15 protein-coding genes are annotated in these 14,989 nt (G+C 69.1%); 11 read left to right on the plus strand and 4 right to left on the minus strand.

Annotation, left to right across the window (positions count from 1 at the left end; all coding sequences use genetic code 11):
• The first annotated feature begins 2 nt into the window (after window positions 1–2).
• The 3 genes from OG817_RS04595 to OG817_RS04605 are packed head-to-tail and all read left to right on the plus strand — an operon-like array spanning window position 3 to window position 3,377.
• A complete protein-coding gene (locus OG817_RS04595; protein WP_406057380.1) occupies window positions 3–953 on the plus strand; it encodes a segregation and condensation protein A in 951 nt (316 codons plus the stop codon).
• Complete coding sequence (gene scpB, locus OG817_RS04600) at window positions 950–2,653, plus strand: SMC-Scp complex subunit ScpB (protein ID WP_406052367.1); 1,704 nt, start codon at window positions 950–952, stop codon at window positions 2,651–2,653. The genes OG817_RS04595 and scpB overlap by 4 nt, the downstream gene beginning before the upstream one ends.
• The gene (locus tag OG817_RS04605; protein WP_360446569.1) at window positions 2,643–3,377 is read left to right on the plus strand and encodes a pseudouridine synthase; all 735 of its coding nucleotides are present in this window, start codon (window positions 2,643–2,645) and stop codon (window positions 3,375–3,377) included. The genes scpB and OG817_RS04605 overlap by 11 nt, the downstream gene beginning before the upstream one ends.
• A 75-nt stretch (window positions 3,378–3,452) precedes the next feature.
• Here OG817_RS04605 and OG817_RS04610 read toward each other — a convergent pair whose 3' ends face one another.
• On the minus strand, window positions 3,453–4,100 hold the full coding sequence (locus tag OG817_RS04610; RefSeq protein WP_406052369.1) for a DinB family protein: 648 nt from the start codon (window positions 4,098–4,100) through the stop codon (window positions 3,453–3,455).
• 370 nt (window positions 4,101–4,470) lie between these two features.
• Between OG817_RS04610 and pafA the strand changes: the two genes are divergently transcribed.
• Window positions 4,471–5,832 (plus strand): Pup--protein ligase, encoded by a 1,362-nt coding sequence (gene pafA, locus OG817_RS04615; RefSeq protein WP_112239386.1) that lies wholly within the window; start codon window positions 4,471–4,473, stop codon window positions 5,830–5,832.
• Window positions 5,833–6,001: 169 nt separating this feature from the next.
• The gene (locus tag OG817_RS04620) at window positions 6,002–6,967 is read left to right on the plus strand and encodes an FKBP-type peptidyl-prolyl cis-trans isomerase (protein ID WP_396393715.1); all 966 of its coding nucleotides are present in this window, start codon (window positions 6,002–6,004) and stop codon (window positions 6,965–6,967) included.
• Between the two features lie 52 nt (window positions 6,968–7,019).
• Here OG817_RS04620 and OG817_RS04625 read toward each other — a convergent pair whose 3' ends face one another.
• Together OG817_RS04625 and OG817_RS04630 are read right to left on the minus strand one after the other, a co-directional pair.
• Window positions 7,020–7,466 (minus strand): hypothetical protein, encoded by a 447-nt coding sequence (locus OG817_RS04625; protein ID WP_406052370.1) that lies wholly within the window; start codon window positions 7,464–7,466, stop codon window positions 7,020–7,022.
• 31 nt (window positions 7,467–7,497) lie between these two features.
• Window positions 7,498–8,598, minus strand: a complete 1,101-nt coding sequence (locus OG817_RS04630) for a DUF3866 family protein (RefSeq protein WP_406052372.1) — start codon at window positions 8,596–8,598, stop codon at window positions 7,498–7,500.
• An 87-nt stretch (window positions 8,599–8,685) separates the two neighbouring features.
• Between OG817_RS04630 and OG817_RS04635 the strand changes: the two genes are divergently transcribed.
• Both OG817_RS04635 and OG817_RS04640 read left to right on the plus strand, forming a co-directional pair.
• Window positions 8,686–9,642, plus strand: coding sequence for a helix-turn-helix transcriptional regulator (locus tag OG817_RS04635; protein WP_396393718.1), 957 nt, complete (start codon window positions 8,686–8,688; stop codon window positions 9,640–9,642).
• Window positions 9,639–10,610 (plus strand): helix-turn-helix transcriptional regulator, encoded by a 972-nt coding sequence (locus tag OG817_RS04640; RefSeq protein ID WP_396393719.1) that lies wholly within the window; start codon window positions 9,639–9,641, stop codon window positions 10,608–10,610. The genes OG817_RS04635 and OG817_RS04640 overlap by 4 nt, the downstream gene beginning before the upstream one ends.
• A 724-nt stretch (window positions 10,611–11,334) precedes the next feature.
• Here OG817_RS04640 and OG817_RS04645 read toward each other — a convergent pair.
• Window positions 11,335–12,525: a winged helix DNA-binding domain-containing protein gene (locus OG817_RS04645; protein ID WP_406052373.1), complete on the minus strand. Its 1,191-nt coding sequence runs from the start codon at window positions 12,523–12,525 to the stop codon at window positions 11,335–11,337.
• 179 nt (window positions 12,526–12,704) lie between these two features.
• On the opposite strand from OG817_RS04645, the gene OG817_RS04650 reads away from it, so the two are divergent.
• The 4 genes from OG817_RS04650 to OG817_RS04665 are packed head-to-tail and all read left to right on the plus strand — an operon-like array spanning window position 12,705 to window position 14,981.
• A complete protein-coding gene (locus OG817_RS04650) occupies window positions 12,705–12,896 on the plus strand; it encodes a hypothetical protein (protein ID WP_131356273.1) in 192 nt (63 codons plus the stop codon).
• A 60-nt stretch (window positions 12,897–12,956) separates the two neighbouring features.
• Window positions 12,957–13,262, plus strand: a complete 306-nt coding sequence (locus OG817_RS04655) for a twin-arginine translocase TatA/TatE family subunit (RefSeq protein ID WP_396393721.1) — start codon at window positions 12,957–12,959, stop codon at window positions 13,260–13,262.
• 22 nt (window positions 13,263–13,284) lie between these two features.
• Entirely contained in the window at window positions 13,285–14,109 is an 825-nt protein-coding gene (gene tatC / locus OG817_RS04660) for a twin-arginine translocase subunit TatC (RefSeq protein ID WP_406052375.1), read from the plus strand.
• Complete coding sequence (locus tag OG817_RS04665; RefSeq protein ID WP_396393723.1) at window positions 14,109–14,981, plus strand: diacylglycerol/lipid kinase family protein; 873 nt, start codon at window positions 14,109–14,111, stop codon at window positions 14,979–14,981. Before tatC ends, OG817_RS04665 begins: the two co-directional genes overlap by 1 nt.
• The last annotated feature ends 8 nt before the right edge of the window (window positions 14,982–14,989 follow it).

Here is a 14,989-nt window from a genome sequence, read left to right on the forward strand (position 1 = left end):
CCGTGGCGCCGGACTCGCTGCCTCTCGACCTGGGCGCGGACGACGCTGCCCCGGCTGTTGCCGAGGGCAAGGGGTTCAGCGTTCACCTGGTCAACTTCGAAGGGCCGTTCGACCTGCTGCTGCAGCTGATCAGCAAGCACAAGCTCGACATCACCGAGATCGCGCTGTCGGTCATCACCGACGACTTCATCGCGCACATCAAGGCGCTCGGGTCGGAGTGGGACCTGGACCAGACGTCGGAGTTCCTGCTGATCGCGGCGACGCTGCTGGACCTGAAGGCGGCGCGGTTGCTGCCGAAGGGCGAGGTCGAGGACGACGAGGACCTGGCGCTGCTCGAGGCCCGGGATCTGTTGTTCGCGCGTCTGCTGCAGTACCGCGCGTTCAAGCAGATCGCGGCGCTGATACAGGACCGGATGGCGGCCGAGTCGCGGCGGTTCCCACGGGCGGTCGGGGTGGAGCCGCGGTTCGCCGAGCTGCTGCCCGAGGTACTGCTGGGGATCGATCCGGCCGGGCTGGCTGCGCTGGCTGCTCGTGCGCTGGCTCGGAAGGACAACCTGCCGGAGGGCGTGTCGCTGGCGCACCTGCACGCGCCGACGGTCACAGTCCGCGAACAGGCCCTCGTCATCGTCGACCGCCTCCGTCGGCAGCGCAGTACCACGTTCCGTGCGCTGGTCGCTGACTCGCCGGACACCGTCACCACTGTCTGTCGCTTCCTGGCGTTGCTGGAACTCTTCCGCGAAGCCGCCGTCGCCTTCGACCAGGTCACCCCGCTCGGCGAACTCACCATTCGCTGGACCGGCACCGACGAAGGCGAGATCGACGTCAGCGACGAATTCGACGAACTCCACCCACCCGACCCCGAAGACGGTGAAGCCCCCAAGGTCCCCGACGACCCAGACTTCCTGGAACCCGCCGAACCCCCCACCGACGACGACGAGACGGTGCCCCAGTGACCAACCCCGAAGACACCACCGTGGCCACCGCCTCCACCGAAGACCCCACCGCCTCCACGGACGACGCCGCCTCTGCTGACTCCGGCAGCCAGAATGCTCCCCAAACCGGTTCGGGGAGCGACTCAGCCGAGACCGGGGAGGATAACCTGCCGGAATCGGGCAGTGGCGCTCCCCAGATCGCAGATGCGAACCTGGCAGACCGGGACAGCGGTTCGGCCGAGGGCGACCTGGTGGGGGATGACGAGGAGTACTTGCCTTCGGGGCAGACCGAGGTGCCGGTGGGGGATGAGGTTGTTGTCGACGACGACACCATGCGGCGGGCGTTGGAAGCGATTCTGATGGTGACGGACGAGCCGTTGCCTGTGCTGACGTTGGCTCGGGCGGTCGGCCGCCCGACCGGTGACATCTCGGCAGCCCTGAACACGCTGGCCGAGGAGTACACCGAGCAAGGCCGCGGGTTCGATCTCCGTGAGGTGGGTGGCGGTTGGCGCTACTACACCCGCGTCGAGGCAGCGCCGTACGTCGAGCGCTTCGTCCTCGACGGTCAGCAAGCACGCCTGACCCAGGCCGCACTCGAGACCCTCGCGGTCGTCGCGTACAAGCAACCCGTCAGCCGGGCGCGCGTCTCCGCGATCCGTGGCGTGAACGTCGACGGGGTCATGCGCACCCTCGTCGCCCGCGGCCTGGTCGAGGAGGCCGGCGCCGACACCGAATCCCAGGCGATCCTCTACCGCACCACGACGTACTTCCTCGAACGCATGGGCATGCAGTCCCTCGACGACCTCCCCGAACTGGCGCCGTACCTCCCTGAAATGGACGACATCGAGGAAGAACTGGCCGCCCAAACCATCCCCGCCCCCTCCAACCAGCCCACCGACGACGCCACCGAAGCACCTGCCACCGAGGCCGCCACCGCGACCGCCGAAGAGCCGGAAGAACCCGAGGATCCCGAAGAACCCGAGGAGCCCGAGGAGCCCGGGGAGCCCGGGGAGCCGGGGGAGCCGGGGGAGCCGGGGGATGAGATCCCCGCGTACGTTGACGGAGGCGAACTCGTCGAGCGCGAGCCGGAGGACGAGGCGGATTCCGGGATCGACGGGGATCTGGACACCGCAGATGCCGAGGACCCTGGGATCGACGGGGACCTGAGTACCGTCGAGGCGGATGAGTCTGGTGAGGGCGCAGCTGCTGCCGCTGGGCCGGCACCGGTCGACGAGCACGCGGACGAGGCGGACGAAGCGGCTGCCGGGATCGACGGGGACCTGAGTTCCGCGGGTGCGGATGATCCGGACTCCGGCTACGCCGGCCAAGGGGATTCCGACGGGCCGGGTGAGCTCGAGGGCGAGATTGCCGCGAGCGCGGCGTACGACGCGGGTCCCGCGGACGCGGCAGAGCGGCAGTCTGCGGATGAGGCGGACGCTGGGATTGACGGGGACCTGGACGCCGTGGAGCAGGACGAGAGCGCGGGTGGGGACGAGCAGGCGGCTGGTGGGCCGGACGACGGGGACCTGGACGTCGCGGTCCAGGATGACGCTGCGGACCAGGACGAGACCGCGGATGTGGACGAGGCCTCGGATGTGGACGGGACCTCGGGTGAGGACGGGTGGGGGGCTGGTGGGTCCGGTGCTGTGGATGACGGGGACGGCGAAGGCGTGAGTGGGTTGGATTCTGGGGTGGTTGGGGTTCGTCGGTCTGATGGGTGAGGACGGGGTTCGGCTGCAGAAGGTTTTGGCTCAGGCGGGGGTGGCGAGTCGGCGGAATGCCGAGTTGCTGATCGAGCAGGGGCGGGTCGAGGTCGACGGGGCGGTGGTGACCGAGTTCGGGGTGCGGGTGGATCCGGAGGTCTCGGTGATCCGGGTCGACGGGGAGCGGATTCCGCCGGTCAGTGCGCACGTGTACCTGGTGCTCAACAAACCGCGCGGCGTCGTCACCACGATGGCGGATCCGCAGGGCCGGCCGTGTATCGCGGACTACGTGCAGGACCGGCCGGAGCGGCTGTTCCACATCGGGCGGCTCGACACCGACACCGAGGGGTTGCTGCTGCTGACCAACCACGGTGAGTTCGCGCACCGCCTCACGCACCCGTCGTACGAGGTCTCCAAGACGTACGTCGCCGAGGTCGAGGGCAACGTCAAGCCGGCAGTACTCCGCACGCTCCTCGACGGGATCGAACTCGACGACGGCCCGGCGCAGGCGGACACGGTGAAGGTCGTCTCCAGCATCCGCGGCCGCACCCTGATCCAGATCAGCCTGCACGAGGGCCGCAACCGCATCGTCCGCCGCATGTTCGACGCGATCGGCCACCCGGTCAAGCGCCTCACCCGTACGGCGATCGGCCCGGTACGCCGAGGCAATCTCCACACCGGCGAACTCCGCCCCCTCGACCCCAAGGAACTAGGCCAACTCCTGGACCTCGTCGACCTCTGACCCCCAGAGCGCCCGCACCGATCACCGGAAACTGTTCGTCGCTGGGTGCAACTTTGTTTCCGAAGATCGCGCTAGCTAGCGCAGAGCGAGGGCGACCAGGCGGCGGAGCGTGCGTAGTTCCGACCGCTCGTGCCAGGCGAGGCGGCGGAGGACCTTCACTGTCGTCCACACCTCGCCGTCGACCCGTCGTACCAGGTCCGCCGGCATCGTGGCGACGGTACGGCGGACATGCTCAGCTGACTGCTCCAACTCGTCAGCCAAGTTCTCCAACGGCTCCCGGTAGGGCAGACCGACCGACGGGAGGTAGTACCGGCTCTCGGTGTCGACGATGTGCCAGGCGAGCTGCCGCACCGTCCGCCACCCGGCGAACGACAGCAGCACCCGATCAGCATCATCGAAGTCGAGCATCGCTGGGGAGCAGGACGAGATCAGCGCAGCCGTCTCCCGCCGGCTCTCCTCGAGAAGCTTCAACGTCGCGGCCCGTTCGGCGCCCGCCGCAGGAACAAGATCCCGCTCGAACGCCTGCTCGTCACCCACCACCCGCTCCACCACCACACACCGCAGGTCGGCTCCGAGCTCCGCACCAAGATCGCGGAGCGCCGCAGCTTCGTCGGCGCCCTGCCCGCAGCGCCCCCACCGCTCGGGCTCGAAGACCCACGCGGCTGTCCCGTCGTCCATCGCCAGCTGTACGCCGGACTCGACGTACGCCCGCACGTCCGTCACCCACCGGATGCTAGCCACGAGCTCAGACACAACAGACAGCCGCTGCCCAAGCCAGTGGGCAGCGGCAGTCCCGGCTCCGCCGGCCGCCCGCCGCCGATCTTCCGCTTGTAGACCTGATCCACCAGTTGGCCCGACCTTCAGCGTGCAGCCCCCGGCCAGCGCCGGTGGCGCCGCACTCGCCTGGCCCGGCACGCCCGCTTCATCTCTCTATCCCAGGAAATTCCTACCTGCCCCGATGCCAGTCGCTTGCGGAAAGTCAGGTGCGTACGTCCGTTCGGCCCGCGCTGGTTGACATCAAAGGGGTAACGCCGGGGAACGGCGCGCCTGAGACATGGCCCGGTTGTCGGAGCGGCACCGTACTGTGGGGTGTGTGAACCGGCGAATCTTCGGTCTGGAGAACGAGTACGGCGTCACCTGTACCTTTCGCGGTCAGCGCCGACTGACCCCCGACGAGGTGGCGCGGTACCTGTTTCGGCGCGTCGTGTCCTGGGGGCGGAGCAGCAACGTGTTCCTCCGCAACGGGGCGCGGCTCTATCTCGACGTGGGCTCCCACCCGGAGTACGCGACCGGCGAGTGCGACTCGGTCACCGACCTGATCGCGCACGACAAGGCCGGTGAGCGGATCCTCGAGGGTCTGCTCGTGGACGCGCAGAAGCGGCTGCACGACGAGGGCATCTTCGGCGACGTCTACCTGTTCAAGAACAACACCGACTCGGCCGGCAACAGCTACGGCTGCCACGAGAACTACCTGGTCAGCCGGCACGGCGACTTCGCCAAGCTGGCCGACGTATTGATCCCGTTCCTGGTCACCCGGCAGCTGATCTGCGGTGCCGGCAAGGTGCTGCAGACGCCGCGCGGCGCGGTCTACTCGGTGTCACAGCGGGCCGAGCACATCTGGGAGGGTGTCTCCAGCGCGACCACCCGGTCCCGGCCGATCATCAACACCCGCGACGAGCCGCACGCGGACGCCGAGCGGTTCCGCCGGCTGCACGTGATCGTCGGCGACTCGAACATGTCCGAGACCACGATGCTGCTCAAGGTCGCGAGCACCGACCTGGTACTGCGGATGATCGAGGCCGGCATCGTGATGCGCGACCTCACCCTGGACAACCCGATCCGCGCGATCCGCGAGATCAGCCACGACATGACCGGCCGCCGCGAGGTCCGGCTGGCGAACGGGCGCGAGGCCAGTGCCCTCGACATCCAGGGGGAGTACCTGACCAAGGCGCGCGACTTCGTCGACCGCCGCGAGCTCGGGACGCCGGCGGTCGAGCGGGCGCTGTCGCTGTGGGAGCGGACGCTGAAGGCGATCGAGTCCGGCGACCTGAGCGGGATCGAGCGCGAGATCGACTGGGTGATCAAGTACCGCCTGATCGAGCGCTACCGCCAGCAGAACAACCTCGGCCTGGCCAGCCCGCGGGTCGCCCAGCTCGACCTGGCCTACCACGACATCCACCGGCCGCGCGGGCTGTACTACCTGCTCGAGCGCAAGGGCGCGGTCACCCGGGTCGTCGACGACCTGCGCGTCTTCGAGGCGAAGTCGGTGCCGCCGCAGACCACCCGGGCTCGGCTGCGCGGCGAGTTCATCAAGCGTGCGCAGGAGCGCCGCCGCGACTTCACCGTCGACTGGGTGCACCTGAAGCTCAACGACCAGGCCCAGCGCACCGTGCTCTGCAAGGACCCGTTCAAGTCCCACGACGAGCGCGTCGAGAAACTCATCGCCAGCATGTAGTCGCAGGTCAGGTACGTCGCTGGGCCGGGTGACTGTGCGTGGCGTGACCGAACGGTGACGCGGCCGGGCGGTGGCGGGGTTGGTCGCGCAGGCTAGGGTTGGCCGCGTTGTTGCCCCCTGTGTGTCGAGCGGCGCGGAGCGCGCCGGGATGTTTCGAGGTGCTGGTTTCGTGCGCAAGTTGTTGAGTCTGGTCGTTGTGGCGGTACTGGGGTCCTCCCTGGTGGCCTGCGGATCGGATAAGCCCGAGTTCGGGGCGGGCGGGATCAAGGTGACGTCTGACTTCGGCCAGAAGCCGACCGTCACCCATCGCGAGGGTGACCCGGAGAAGAGCCTGGTGACCCAGGTCCTCAAGGAGGGCGACGGTCCCGAGGTCAAGAAGGGCGAGTTGCTCACCGCGAACTACCTCGGTCAGATCTGGCGCGACGGCAAGGTGTTCGACAACTCCTACGACCGCGGTGCGCCGTCGTCGTTCCCGATCGGGGTCGGCGGCGTGATCGGCGGCTGGGACGAGGGTCTGGTCGGGAAGAAGATCGGCAGCCGGGTGATGCTGTCCATCCCGTCCGACAAGGGCTACAAGGAGCAGGGCAACGAGCAGGCCGGGATCAAGGGCGACGACACGCTGATCTTCGTCGTCGACCTGGTCGGCGCGGCCGGGAACGACACCCCGCTGGACGCGACGCCGGCCACCTCGGCGGCGACCAAGATCAAGATCACCGGCGGACTGAACGCGGAGCCGAAGGCGACCGTCCCGGCCGGCTTCAAGGCGCCGGCCAAGCCGGGCAAGCCGGTTGTGATCGCGCTCGGCAAGGGCAAGCCGATCGAGAAGGGCAGCCAGCTGATCACCCGGTACGCCGTCTTCGACTACGCCGGCAAGAAGCAGGCCAGCACCTGGGACGGCCAGCCCGCCACCCAGACCTCGCCGGCGCAGCCGCCGGCCCCGACCGACCAGCTCCAGGTCGGACCCGGCCCGAACGGTCAGGCCGGTCCGGTCGACGGCCTGGCCGGTATGCCGATCGGCAGCCGCGTCCTGGTCGAGCTGCCCCCGTCGAAGGACGCCTCCGGCAAGTCCATCTCCGCCTTCGCGGTGATCGACGTACTGAACGCGTTCCCGGCTCCGAAGCAGCAGGGCCAGTAGTCGCTTACCCCAATGGCCGGTCTCCCCAGGTGGGGACCGGCCCTTGGTGCGTTCAGCGGCGGAACCAGCGGGTTGTGTCGGGGTGGAAGGTCAGCGCCAGCGCAGTCACCACCGCGGTGATGTGCACACTGCGCACCGCAACTGAGGCCACGAACTCCACAGACCACTGCAGCGTCGTGAAGTCTCCGCCGTCGAGCAGCCAGGTCACCGGTCCATAGACGAGAGACGCGATACCGACCGTGCCCAGCAGGCCGGCCAGGAGGTAGCGCGACCAGGGGACACCGTGGCGGAAGAATCGGTCGATGACGACGAACAGTGCGCCGTAGATGAGGCTGCGGACGGCGATCTGCATCACCAGGGCCGACGGTGACACACCATCTGCGATCGCCCCGGCGACTCCGACCACCGATTCCGCAACCCCGGCACCGACCGCGAGCAGCCACAGCAGAGTGGCCCACCGAGCGGTCAGCGGGGCTTCGGGAGCAGCGATGATTGCCATGCTTCCAGCGTGGCCGCCGCAGCCGCCCGGATCAGGAGTACTGAGACCCCACTCCAGGTGGTGGAACGTCTACCAGACCCGCTGCGTGCCGCCCAGCCGCCGCCGCTGCCTCGAAGTACGCGCGGTCGCCGTCGAGGTCCCGTCCCATCGTCGACAACTTGACCGGTGCGGCCCGCAGAGCGTCGTACAGGCCGTCCAGTCCGACCCGCACGACCCGGTGCCGGGCCTTCAGCGGCTCGGCTGCGTCCCGTACGGCGTCCCCGAAGTCACCGGGCAGATCGGGTACGACGACGTCCGCCGGCTGCAGGGCGACGCGGCCGTACGCCGTCAGGCTGTGGTGTGAGATCCCCCGGTGCCGTGGCCGCGGGTCCGCCTCAGAGATCCGCAGGGACGCCACCGCCCGCCCGTGGAGCGTCCCGATCGCGTTGACCGCCTCACCGGACTGCACACCGGAGAACCCCCAGCGAGTCCCGGTCCCGAGGTTGCCCGGCCCCTGCGTCAGTACGACGAGCTCTGCCGCCAGCACGTGTACGGCGGTCAGCAGACCGGTGTGCACCGTGACCGCCTCCCGATCGCCGCCGTACGCCTGTCCGACCGTGACAGTCCCACCCAGCCACCGGCTGTCCCGCAGCGACGCCACAGTGCGCGAGAAGGCGAGTGGCAACGCCCCACCGTCCGTCATCACGTACACGACCCGCGTGGTCGGCCGTGCCTCGTACACCCCGGCCAGTACGGCGGGCAGCGCCGAATGCAGGTCCGCCACCACGACCGGCGTACCGAACAGGTCGTCGGCGTCACGCAGTACGTCGTGGTCCGGTGAGTCCTGCTCGTCCGCGCCGAGCACCATGGTCTGCAGCGGCGTGTACCGGGCCTTCACCAGGTGACCGCGCTCTGGGGGGTCGGCCGGCAGCCGGTCCGGTACGGCGACCACCAGCGCGTAGCCGCCCGTTCCGAGGCCCTTGTCGAGCGCGCCGACGTTGAGCAGCACCCGGTCGCCGGGCTCCGGCGTACCGACCAGCTCTGGATAGGCCAGGGCGCGCACGGTCTGTTCGCCCACGGCTACCGTCAGTTCGACCGCACCTGCCCAGGCTCGTCCGATCTGCACGACCTGTCCGTCCCGCCACCGAATCACAGGGCGAGAGTATCGGGTCGAACCGGTGTTCGAAGATTTCGGTGCGGGAGGGCGGGATTTGACGCTCTCAGGCCGTAAGGTGGTCGGGTGTCGGCGCGCAAGAGTGAGCGACTGCTCAATGTGGTCATCTGCCTGCTGGTCGCGCGCACCTACGTGACCAAGGAACGCATCCGCGAGGTCGTCGAGGGGTACGCGGGCCAGACCGACGACGCCTTCGAGAAGATGTTCGAGCGGGACAAGGACGAACTGCGCGACCTCGGCATCCCGATCGAGATGGGCACGATCGACAAGTTCTTCTCCGACGAGGTCGGCTACCGGATCCGCCGGGACGTGTTCGAACTGCCCGAGGTCCACCTGGAGCCGGACGAGGCCGCCGTACTCGGCGTTGCCGCCCGCGTCTGGCAGCACGCCAGCCTGGCCGAGGCGACGACCTCCGCGGTGCTGAAGCTGAAGGCCGCCGGGATCCAGACCGACCAGTCCGCGCTGAGCGCGATCGAGCCGCACGTCGGCGCGTCCGAGCCGGCCTTCGACCCACTCTGGTCGGCGGTCGTGAGCCGGACCGTGGTGCGCTTCCAGCACCTCCGCAGCGGCGCCTCGGAGCCGACCACCCGGACCCTGGAGCCGTGGGGGATCGTCTCCTGGCACGGCCGCTGGTACGTCGTCGGCCGGGATCGCGACCGTCAGGCGACCCGGATGTTCCGGCTGTCCCGGATCGGCGGGGATGTGAAGACGGTCGGCGAGCCGCGCGCGTTCACCGTGCCCGAGGGCACCGACCTGCGTTCACTGGTGTCCGAGCTGGGTCCGCCGCGTCCGACGTCGGAGGCGAAGGTCCGCGCCCGCACCGGCTCCTGTGTCAGCCTGCGCCGCCGCGCCAACGCCATCGAGCCGTACGAGGAGGGCTGGGACCTGCTGCACGTCCCGTACGCCGACTCCGGCGTGCTCGCCGAGGAGATCGCGTCGTACGGCCCGGACGCGGTCGTCGAAGGCCCTGGAGACGTGCTGGACGGCGTCTTGTGGAGGCTGCGGACGGTGGCGGGCGGATGAGTAATGCTCGGGATCAGGTGCAGCGGTTGCTGGCGTTGGTGCCTTATCTGCGGGAGAACGACGGCGCCCGAGTCGACGATGTCGCGAAGGAGTTCGGCGTACGGCCGAAGCAGATCATCGCGGACCTGAAGGTGCTGTGGTTCTGCGGTCTGCCCGGCGCGCAGATGGGCGATCTGATCGAGATCGACATCGAGGCCGCCGAGGGCGACGGCGTCATCCACATCAACAACGCCGACTACCTGGCTCGCCCGCTGCGGCTGGCCGCGGACGAGGCGCTGGCGCTGCTGACTGCGCTGCGGACGTTGCGTGAGGTGACGGCCGGAAACGACCGGGACGCGGTCGACCGCGCGATCGGCAAGCTGGAGCGCGCTGCCGGCGAGGCTGCGGCGGCGAGCGAGGGCGCGGCCGCTCATGTGCACGTCGAGCCGGCCGACCCGGGGATCGCCGACACCGTGAACCGCGCCCTGGCCGGGAAGCGCCGCCTGCACCTCACGTACGACGTACCGTCGCGGGACGAGACCACCGAGCGGGACGTGGACCCGATGCGCCTGGTCGTCTCGGAGGGGCGTACGTACCTCGAGGCGTGGTGCCGGCTGGCCGAGGATGTGCGGCTGTTCCGCCTCGACCGGATCGCGGCTGTGAAGCTGCTGGACCTGCCGAGCGAACCGCCGCCCGAGGCGACGCCACGTGACCTGTCCAACGGGATGTTCCAGCCGTCCGAGCGCGACCTGCTGGCGACGGTGAAGCTGGACCCGCCGGCCCGCTGGGTCGCCGAGTACTACCCCAACGAGTCCGTCGAAGAGGGTCCCGGCAACTCCCTGATCGTCAAGCTCCGCGTCGCCGACACCGGTTGGCTCCAGCGCCTCGTCCTCCGCCTGGGTGGCGCCGCCACAGTCCTCGACCCACCCGATCTCACCACCCAGATAGCCGCCACAGCCCGAGAAGCCCTCGCGGCCTACGACGACTAGCCCACCCCAGCCACCCGCCCCACCCCGCCCGTCCCCGGCCTGCCCGAGTGCGTTTGAGGGAATGTCCCCTCAAACGGTGCCTTCTCCGTTCGTATGGAAGGGGAGCGGGCCTAACCCGAGGGGAGATCCCCTCTCCCTCCGCGCGTGGTCGTGTGAGCGCGTCCGGAGGAGGCACCGGGAGGGCGGACTGTGCATTCGGACAGGAAGTGTCAAGCAGCCCGCAGTGCACCTGAGCTGAAACGCCTCGCGCGTACAGTGTTTCGCCGGTGCACTACCTGTCCATCTGCACATCAACAGCTGCAGGGCCGGACCGGGGAGCGCGGTGTACCGGATTCGGCAGGCAGAACTCCCCGATCTCGCTTCGACCGGCCAGCATCGCCAGAAAGTCGGGGTATCCCCCAGATGCGGCCAGGCACCGGATGCTGAGCGTGAGCTCGCCGCGTACGACGACACCTCCACCCCCGCGCCCCGCCCGAGCCCGGGCAGCGTCCCCGCCGCGCGTGCGGGCATTTGAGCGGATATCCCCTCGGGTTGCCCGTTCTCCCGTCGAATTACGACCGGACAAGCGGCAACTTCAGGGGTTGTCCGTTCAAATGCACCGCGGTGAGAGAAGGTGAGCCGGAGCCGGGAGGCCAGGGGGACAGCCGCGCCGGGGGAGGGCTGGGGTGGGATAGCAGGGCCGGGGACAGCGGGGCCGGGGGAGGGCTGGGGACAGCGGGGCGGGTCAGTTCTGGCTCAGCTGTTTTTCCAACGGAGCTCGGAAGCGTGGGGTGACTCGGACGCCGGAGAGCCAGGTGGTCCAGCGGGCGGCTTCGGCTTCGATCAGTTGGGTGGTTTCGCGGCCGACGTCCTCGAGGAGCTGGAAGCGGACCTCGCCTGACTCGGGCTGTCCCCAGCCGCCGACGATGCGGCCGTCCGCCCAGATGGTCGGGCCGATGTTGCCGGTGTTGTCGAAGAGCTTCGCCTTGTGCTCGCCGAGGTACCAGTCGCGGTCCTTCCAGCCCATCGGTGTCGGGTCCAGCGTGGGCAGGAACGCGACCCACGGCTCCACCGGCACCTCAGGCGCCTCGTCGCCGGGCAGCACGTACCCGACCTGGCCGTCCAGATCCACCGCGACCGCCTCGACCGCGGTCAGCGCCTTCTTCGTCTGGCCGGCCGTCCACCCACTCCACCACTGCAAGTCCGCCGCCGTTCCCGGTCCGAACGTCGACAGCCACGCCCGCGCCAGCGTCACCCGGGCCTCCTCGGCCGGGGGCTTGTCGCCGAGTCCGCCAGGCAGCCAGTCCTCCGCCGGCGACCAATGGTGCTGACCGCTCAGCCACGTCCCCAGCGGCCGTCCGCGCACTATCCGCCCCTCGGCCGACAGTTGGAACAACACGCGGCTCGTCACATACGGCTGAGCGGCGTACGCCTTGCCGACCGCCAGGTTGAGCCGGGTCCGCAGCCGCGGCTCGTCAGCGGACAGCTCCTGTGCCGTCGCCGATCTGCGCAGTGTCAGCGCGGTCGCGGCTGACTCTTCGACCGCCCGCAACCACTTCTCGGACGCGTCCGCGTCGGGGCCGACCCCGGACTCGGTCAGGTGCTTGACCAGCAGCTTCCGCTGCTTGACCGCGATGTCGTCGGTGCACGCCGCCTGGACGATCGGCGCGAACGGCGTCGGTACGACGAACACGGTCCGGCGCATGCCGAGCATCCGGATCAGCGTGCGGTCGTCGTACAGTGCACGCTCCGTGCCCAGCACGTCACTTCCTGGTACGCGAGCGGCCACAGACAGGTGCACGGTCGCCGGATCGGTGGCGTGCAAGGCGACCATCGCTGCCGCAGCTTCCACCGGATCCGCCGCGTGGCAGGAAGACAGCAGCCGGTGCCGCCGGCCCAGCCGGGTCCGCCGCTCCTCGACCCCGATCCGCACCATCAACCGCCCCCTCGTCTCGCCGTACCGCAGCCTCGTCCCCGCGGACCCTGCCCACTCGCCGGGCCCGGGCCATGTCCCGCTGGAGACACTCGGTTTTACCATCACGTTCCGACACCGTTGTCCGCCGAGACGCCACGCGGGGCGTGGGCGATGCCCGGGAACCGGCTAGGCTCCTGGGTATGTACTGGTTCCTGCTCTTTCTCGCAGTCGTGGCGGTGTGGCTATCCGTCCTCGCTCTGCTTGCGAAGAAGGTATGGGGCCAGGCCAAGGCGCTGACGCGTGAGTTGGTCGCCGCCCAGTCCAAGCTGGAGGCAGCGCAGTCCGCGGCCGGGTCCGGACAGACCCATCGGGGCGAGCACGCCCCGGCGTAGTATTCGGCCCACGACTCAGCGTTGAGCCACCAGGCAAGTGTGTGTGAAAGGGAGATCGACATGGCAGCACCGCTCATCGGTATGCCGCAGGGCGCGGAGTGGCTCGTCATCCTCGCGATCGTCGTGCTGCTGTTCGGATCGGCCAAGCTGCCGGCGCTGGTCAAGCAGCTCGGCAAGTCGAAGAAGATCTGGGAAGAGGAGGTCGGCCCGAAGAAGAAGGACTCGGAGCTGACCGAGGGCAGCAACGAGTCCGCCCAGGCTCCGACACAGCAGGCGGCCCCGCAGGCCCAGCCGGCGCAGCAGCCGAACCAGGTCAACGGCCAGGCGCCGGGCGACGGCCTGCCGCCGACGCACACGGCCAACTGAGCCGAGCGCCCCAGCTGTGTCAATGGTGAAGTTCGGGCGGCGTAAGGAGAAGAAGGAGCGCCGCCCGAAGGACGACGAGGGTCGGATGACCCTGCGCGAGCACATCATCGAGCTGCGCAACCGCCTGCTCATCAGCGTTCTCGCGATCGTGGTGGGGACCATTGTCGGCTGGGCCTTCTACAACCAGGCCTTCGAGTTCCTGACCAAGCCGTTCCTGACCAGCGTCGCCGAGATGGCCAAGGACGCGGGGAACGTGAAGACCCCGCAGCTGACGTTCCCCGGCGTCGGAAACGCGCTGACGTTCCGGATCAAGATCTCGGCACTGTTCGGGCTGATCCTTGCTTCGCCGGTCTGGCTCTACCAGTTGTGGGCGTTCATCGCGCCGGGCCTGCACCGCAACGAACGTAAGTGGGCCTACCTGTTCTCCGGGATCGCCGCTCCGCTGTTCGCGGCCGGCATCTGGGTCGCGTACTGGACCCTGCCGAAGGGCATCGAGATCCTGCTGGGCTTCACCCCACTCGACATCCAGAACCTGGTCGAGCTGCCCGACTACCTCGACTTCGTGCTGCGCACGATGATCGTGTTCGGCGTCGCCTTCCTGATCCCACTCGTGGTCGTGCTGCTGAACATGCTCGGTGTGGTGCCGTCGTCCGCGCTGCGCCGGTTCCGGCCGTACATCGTGCTGGTGATCTTCGTCTTCGCCGCGGTCGCCACACCGTCAGGTGATCCGTTCACGATGTGCCTGCTGGCCATCCCCATGTGTCTGCTGTTCTTCATTGCCGAGGTGCTCACGCGGATCCTCGACAAGCGCAAGGCCCGCAGGGCCGAGGAACTGCTGGCCGACTGATGACCAGACGGATCGCGCTGGTGGTGAATCCCACCTCCGGCCGCGGCCTCGGTGCCCGCGTGGCTCCGGTGGTCCGCGAACGCCTCGCGGCGGCGGGGATCACCGTCGACGTTCACGCCACTACCTGCGCGGAGGACGTCGGCCGGATCTCGGCCGAGGTGGTCGCGTCCGGTGCGGACGCGGTCGCGCTGATCGGTGGCGACGGCACCGTCCATCTCGGCGCCCAGGTGCTGGCGAAGTCCGGGATGCCGTTCGGCGTGATCCCGGCCGGCACCGGCAACGACTTCGCCCGCGGGATCGGCGTACCACTGAAGGATCCGGCCGCGGCGGCCGACCTGATCGTGGCCGGCAAGACCCGCGCGATCGACCTCGCGGTGGCCAAGGACGAGTACATCACCACGGTCGTGGCCGGCGGCTTCGATTCGCTGGTGAACAGGCGCGCCAACGCGATGAGCTGGCCGAAGGGCAACTCTCGCTACACGATCGCCACCCTGGCCGAACTACGCACGTTCAAACCCCTCGAGTACGTCGTCACCGTCGACGGCGAGGTGATCGAGACCAAGGCGATGCTGGTCGCGGTCGGCACCGGGCCGACGTACGGCGGGGGACTGCAGATCTGTGCCGGCGCGGAGATCGACGACGGACTGCTCGACGTGACGATCATCCAGCCGGTGTCGCGGTTCACCCTGCTGCAGATGTTCCCGAAGCTGTCCAAGGGCACCCACGTCGGCCACCCGATGCTGCGAACGGCGCGCGGCCGCTCGGTCCGGATCGAGTCGCCCGGGATCACGGCGTACGCCGACGGCGAGGTGCTCGGCCCGCTCCCGGTCGACATCGGCATCGCTCCCGGTGCACTGACCGTTTTCGCCTGAGACACAAT

The sequence above is a fragment of the Kribbella sp. NBC_00889 genome (genome assembly GCF_045207705.1).
GTDB lineage: Bacteria > Actinomycetota > Actinomycetes > Propionibacteriales > Kribbellaceae > Kribbella.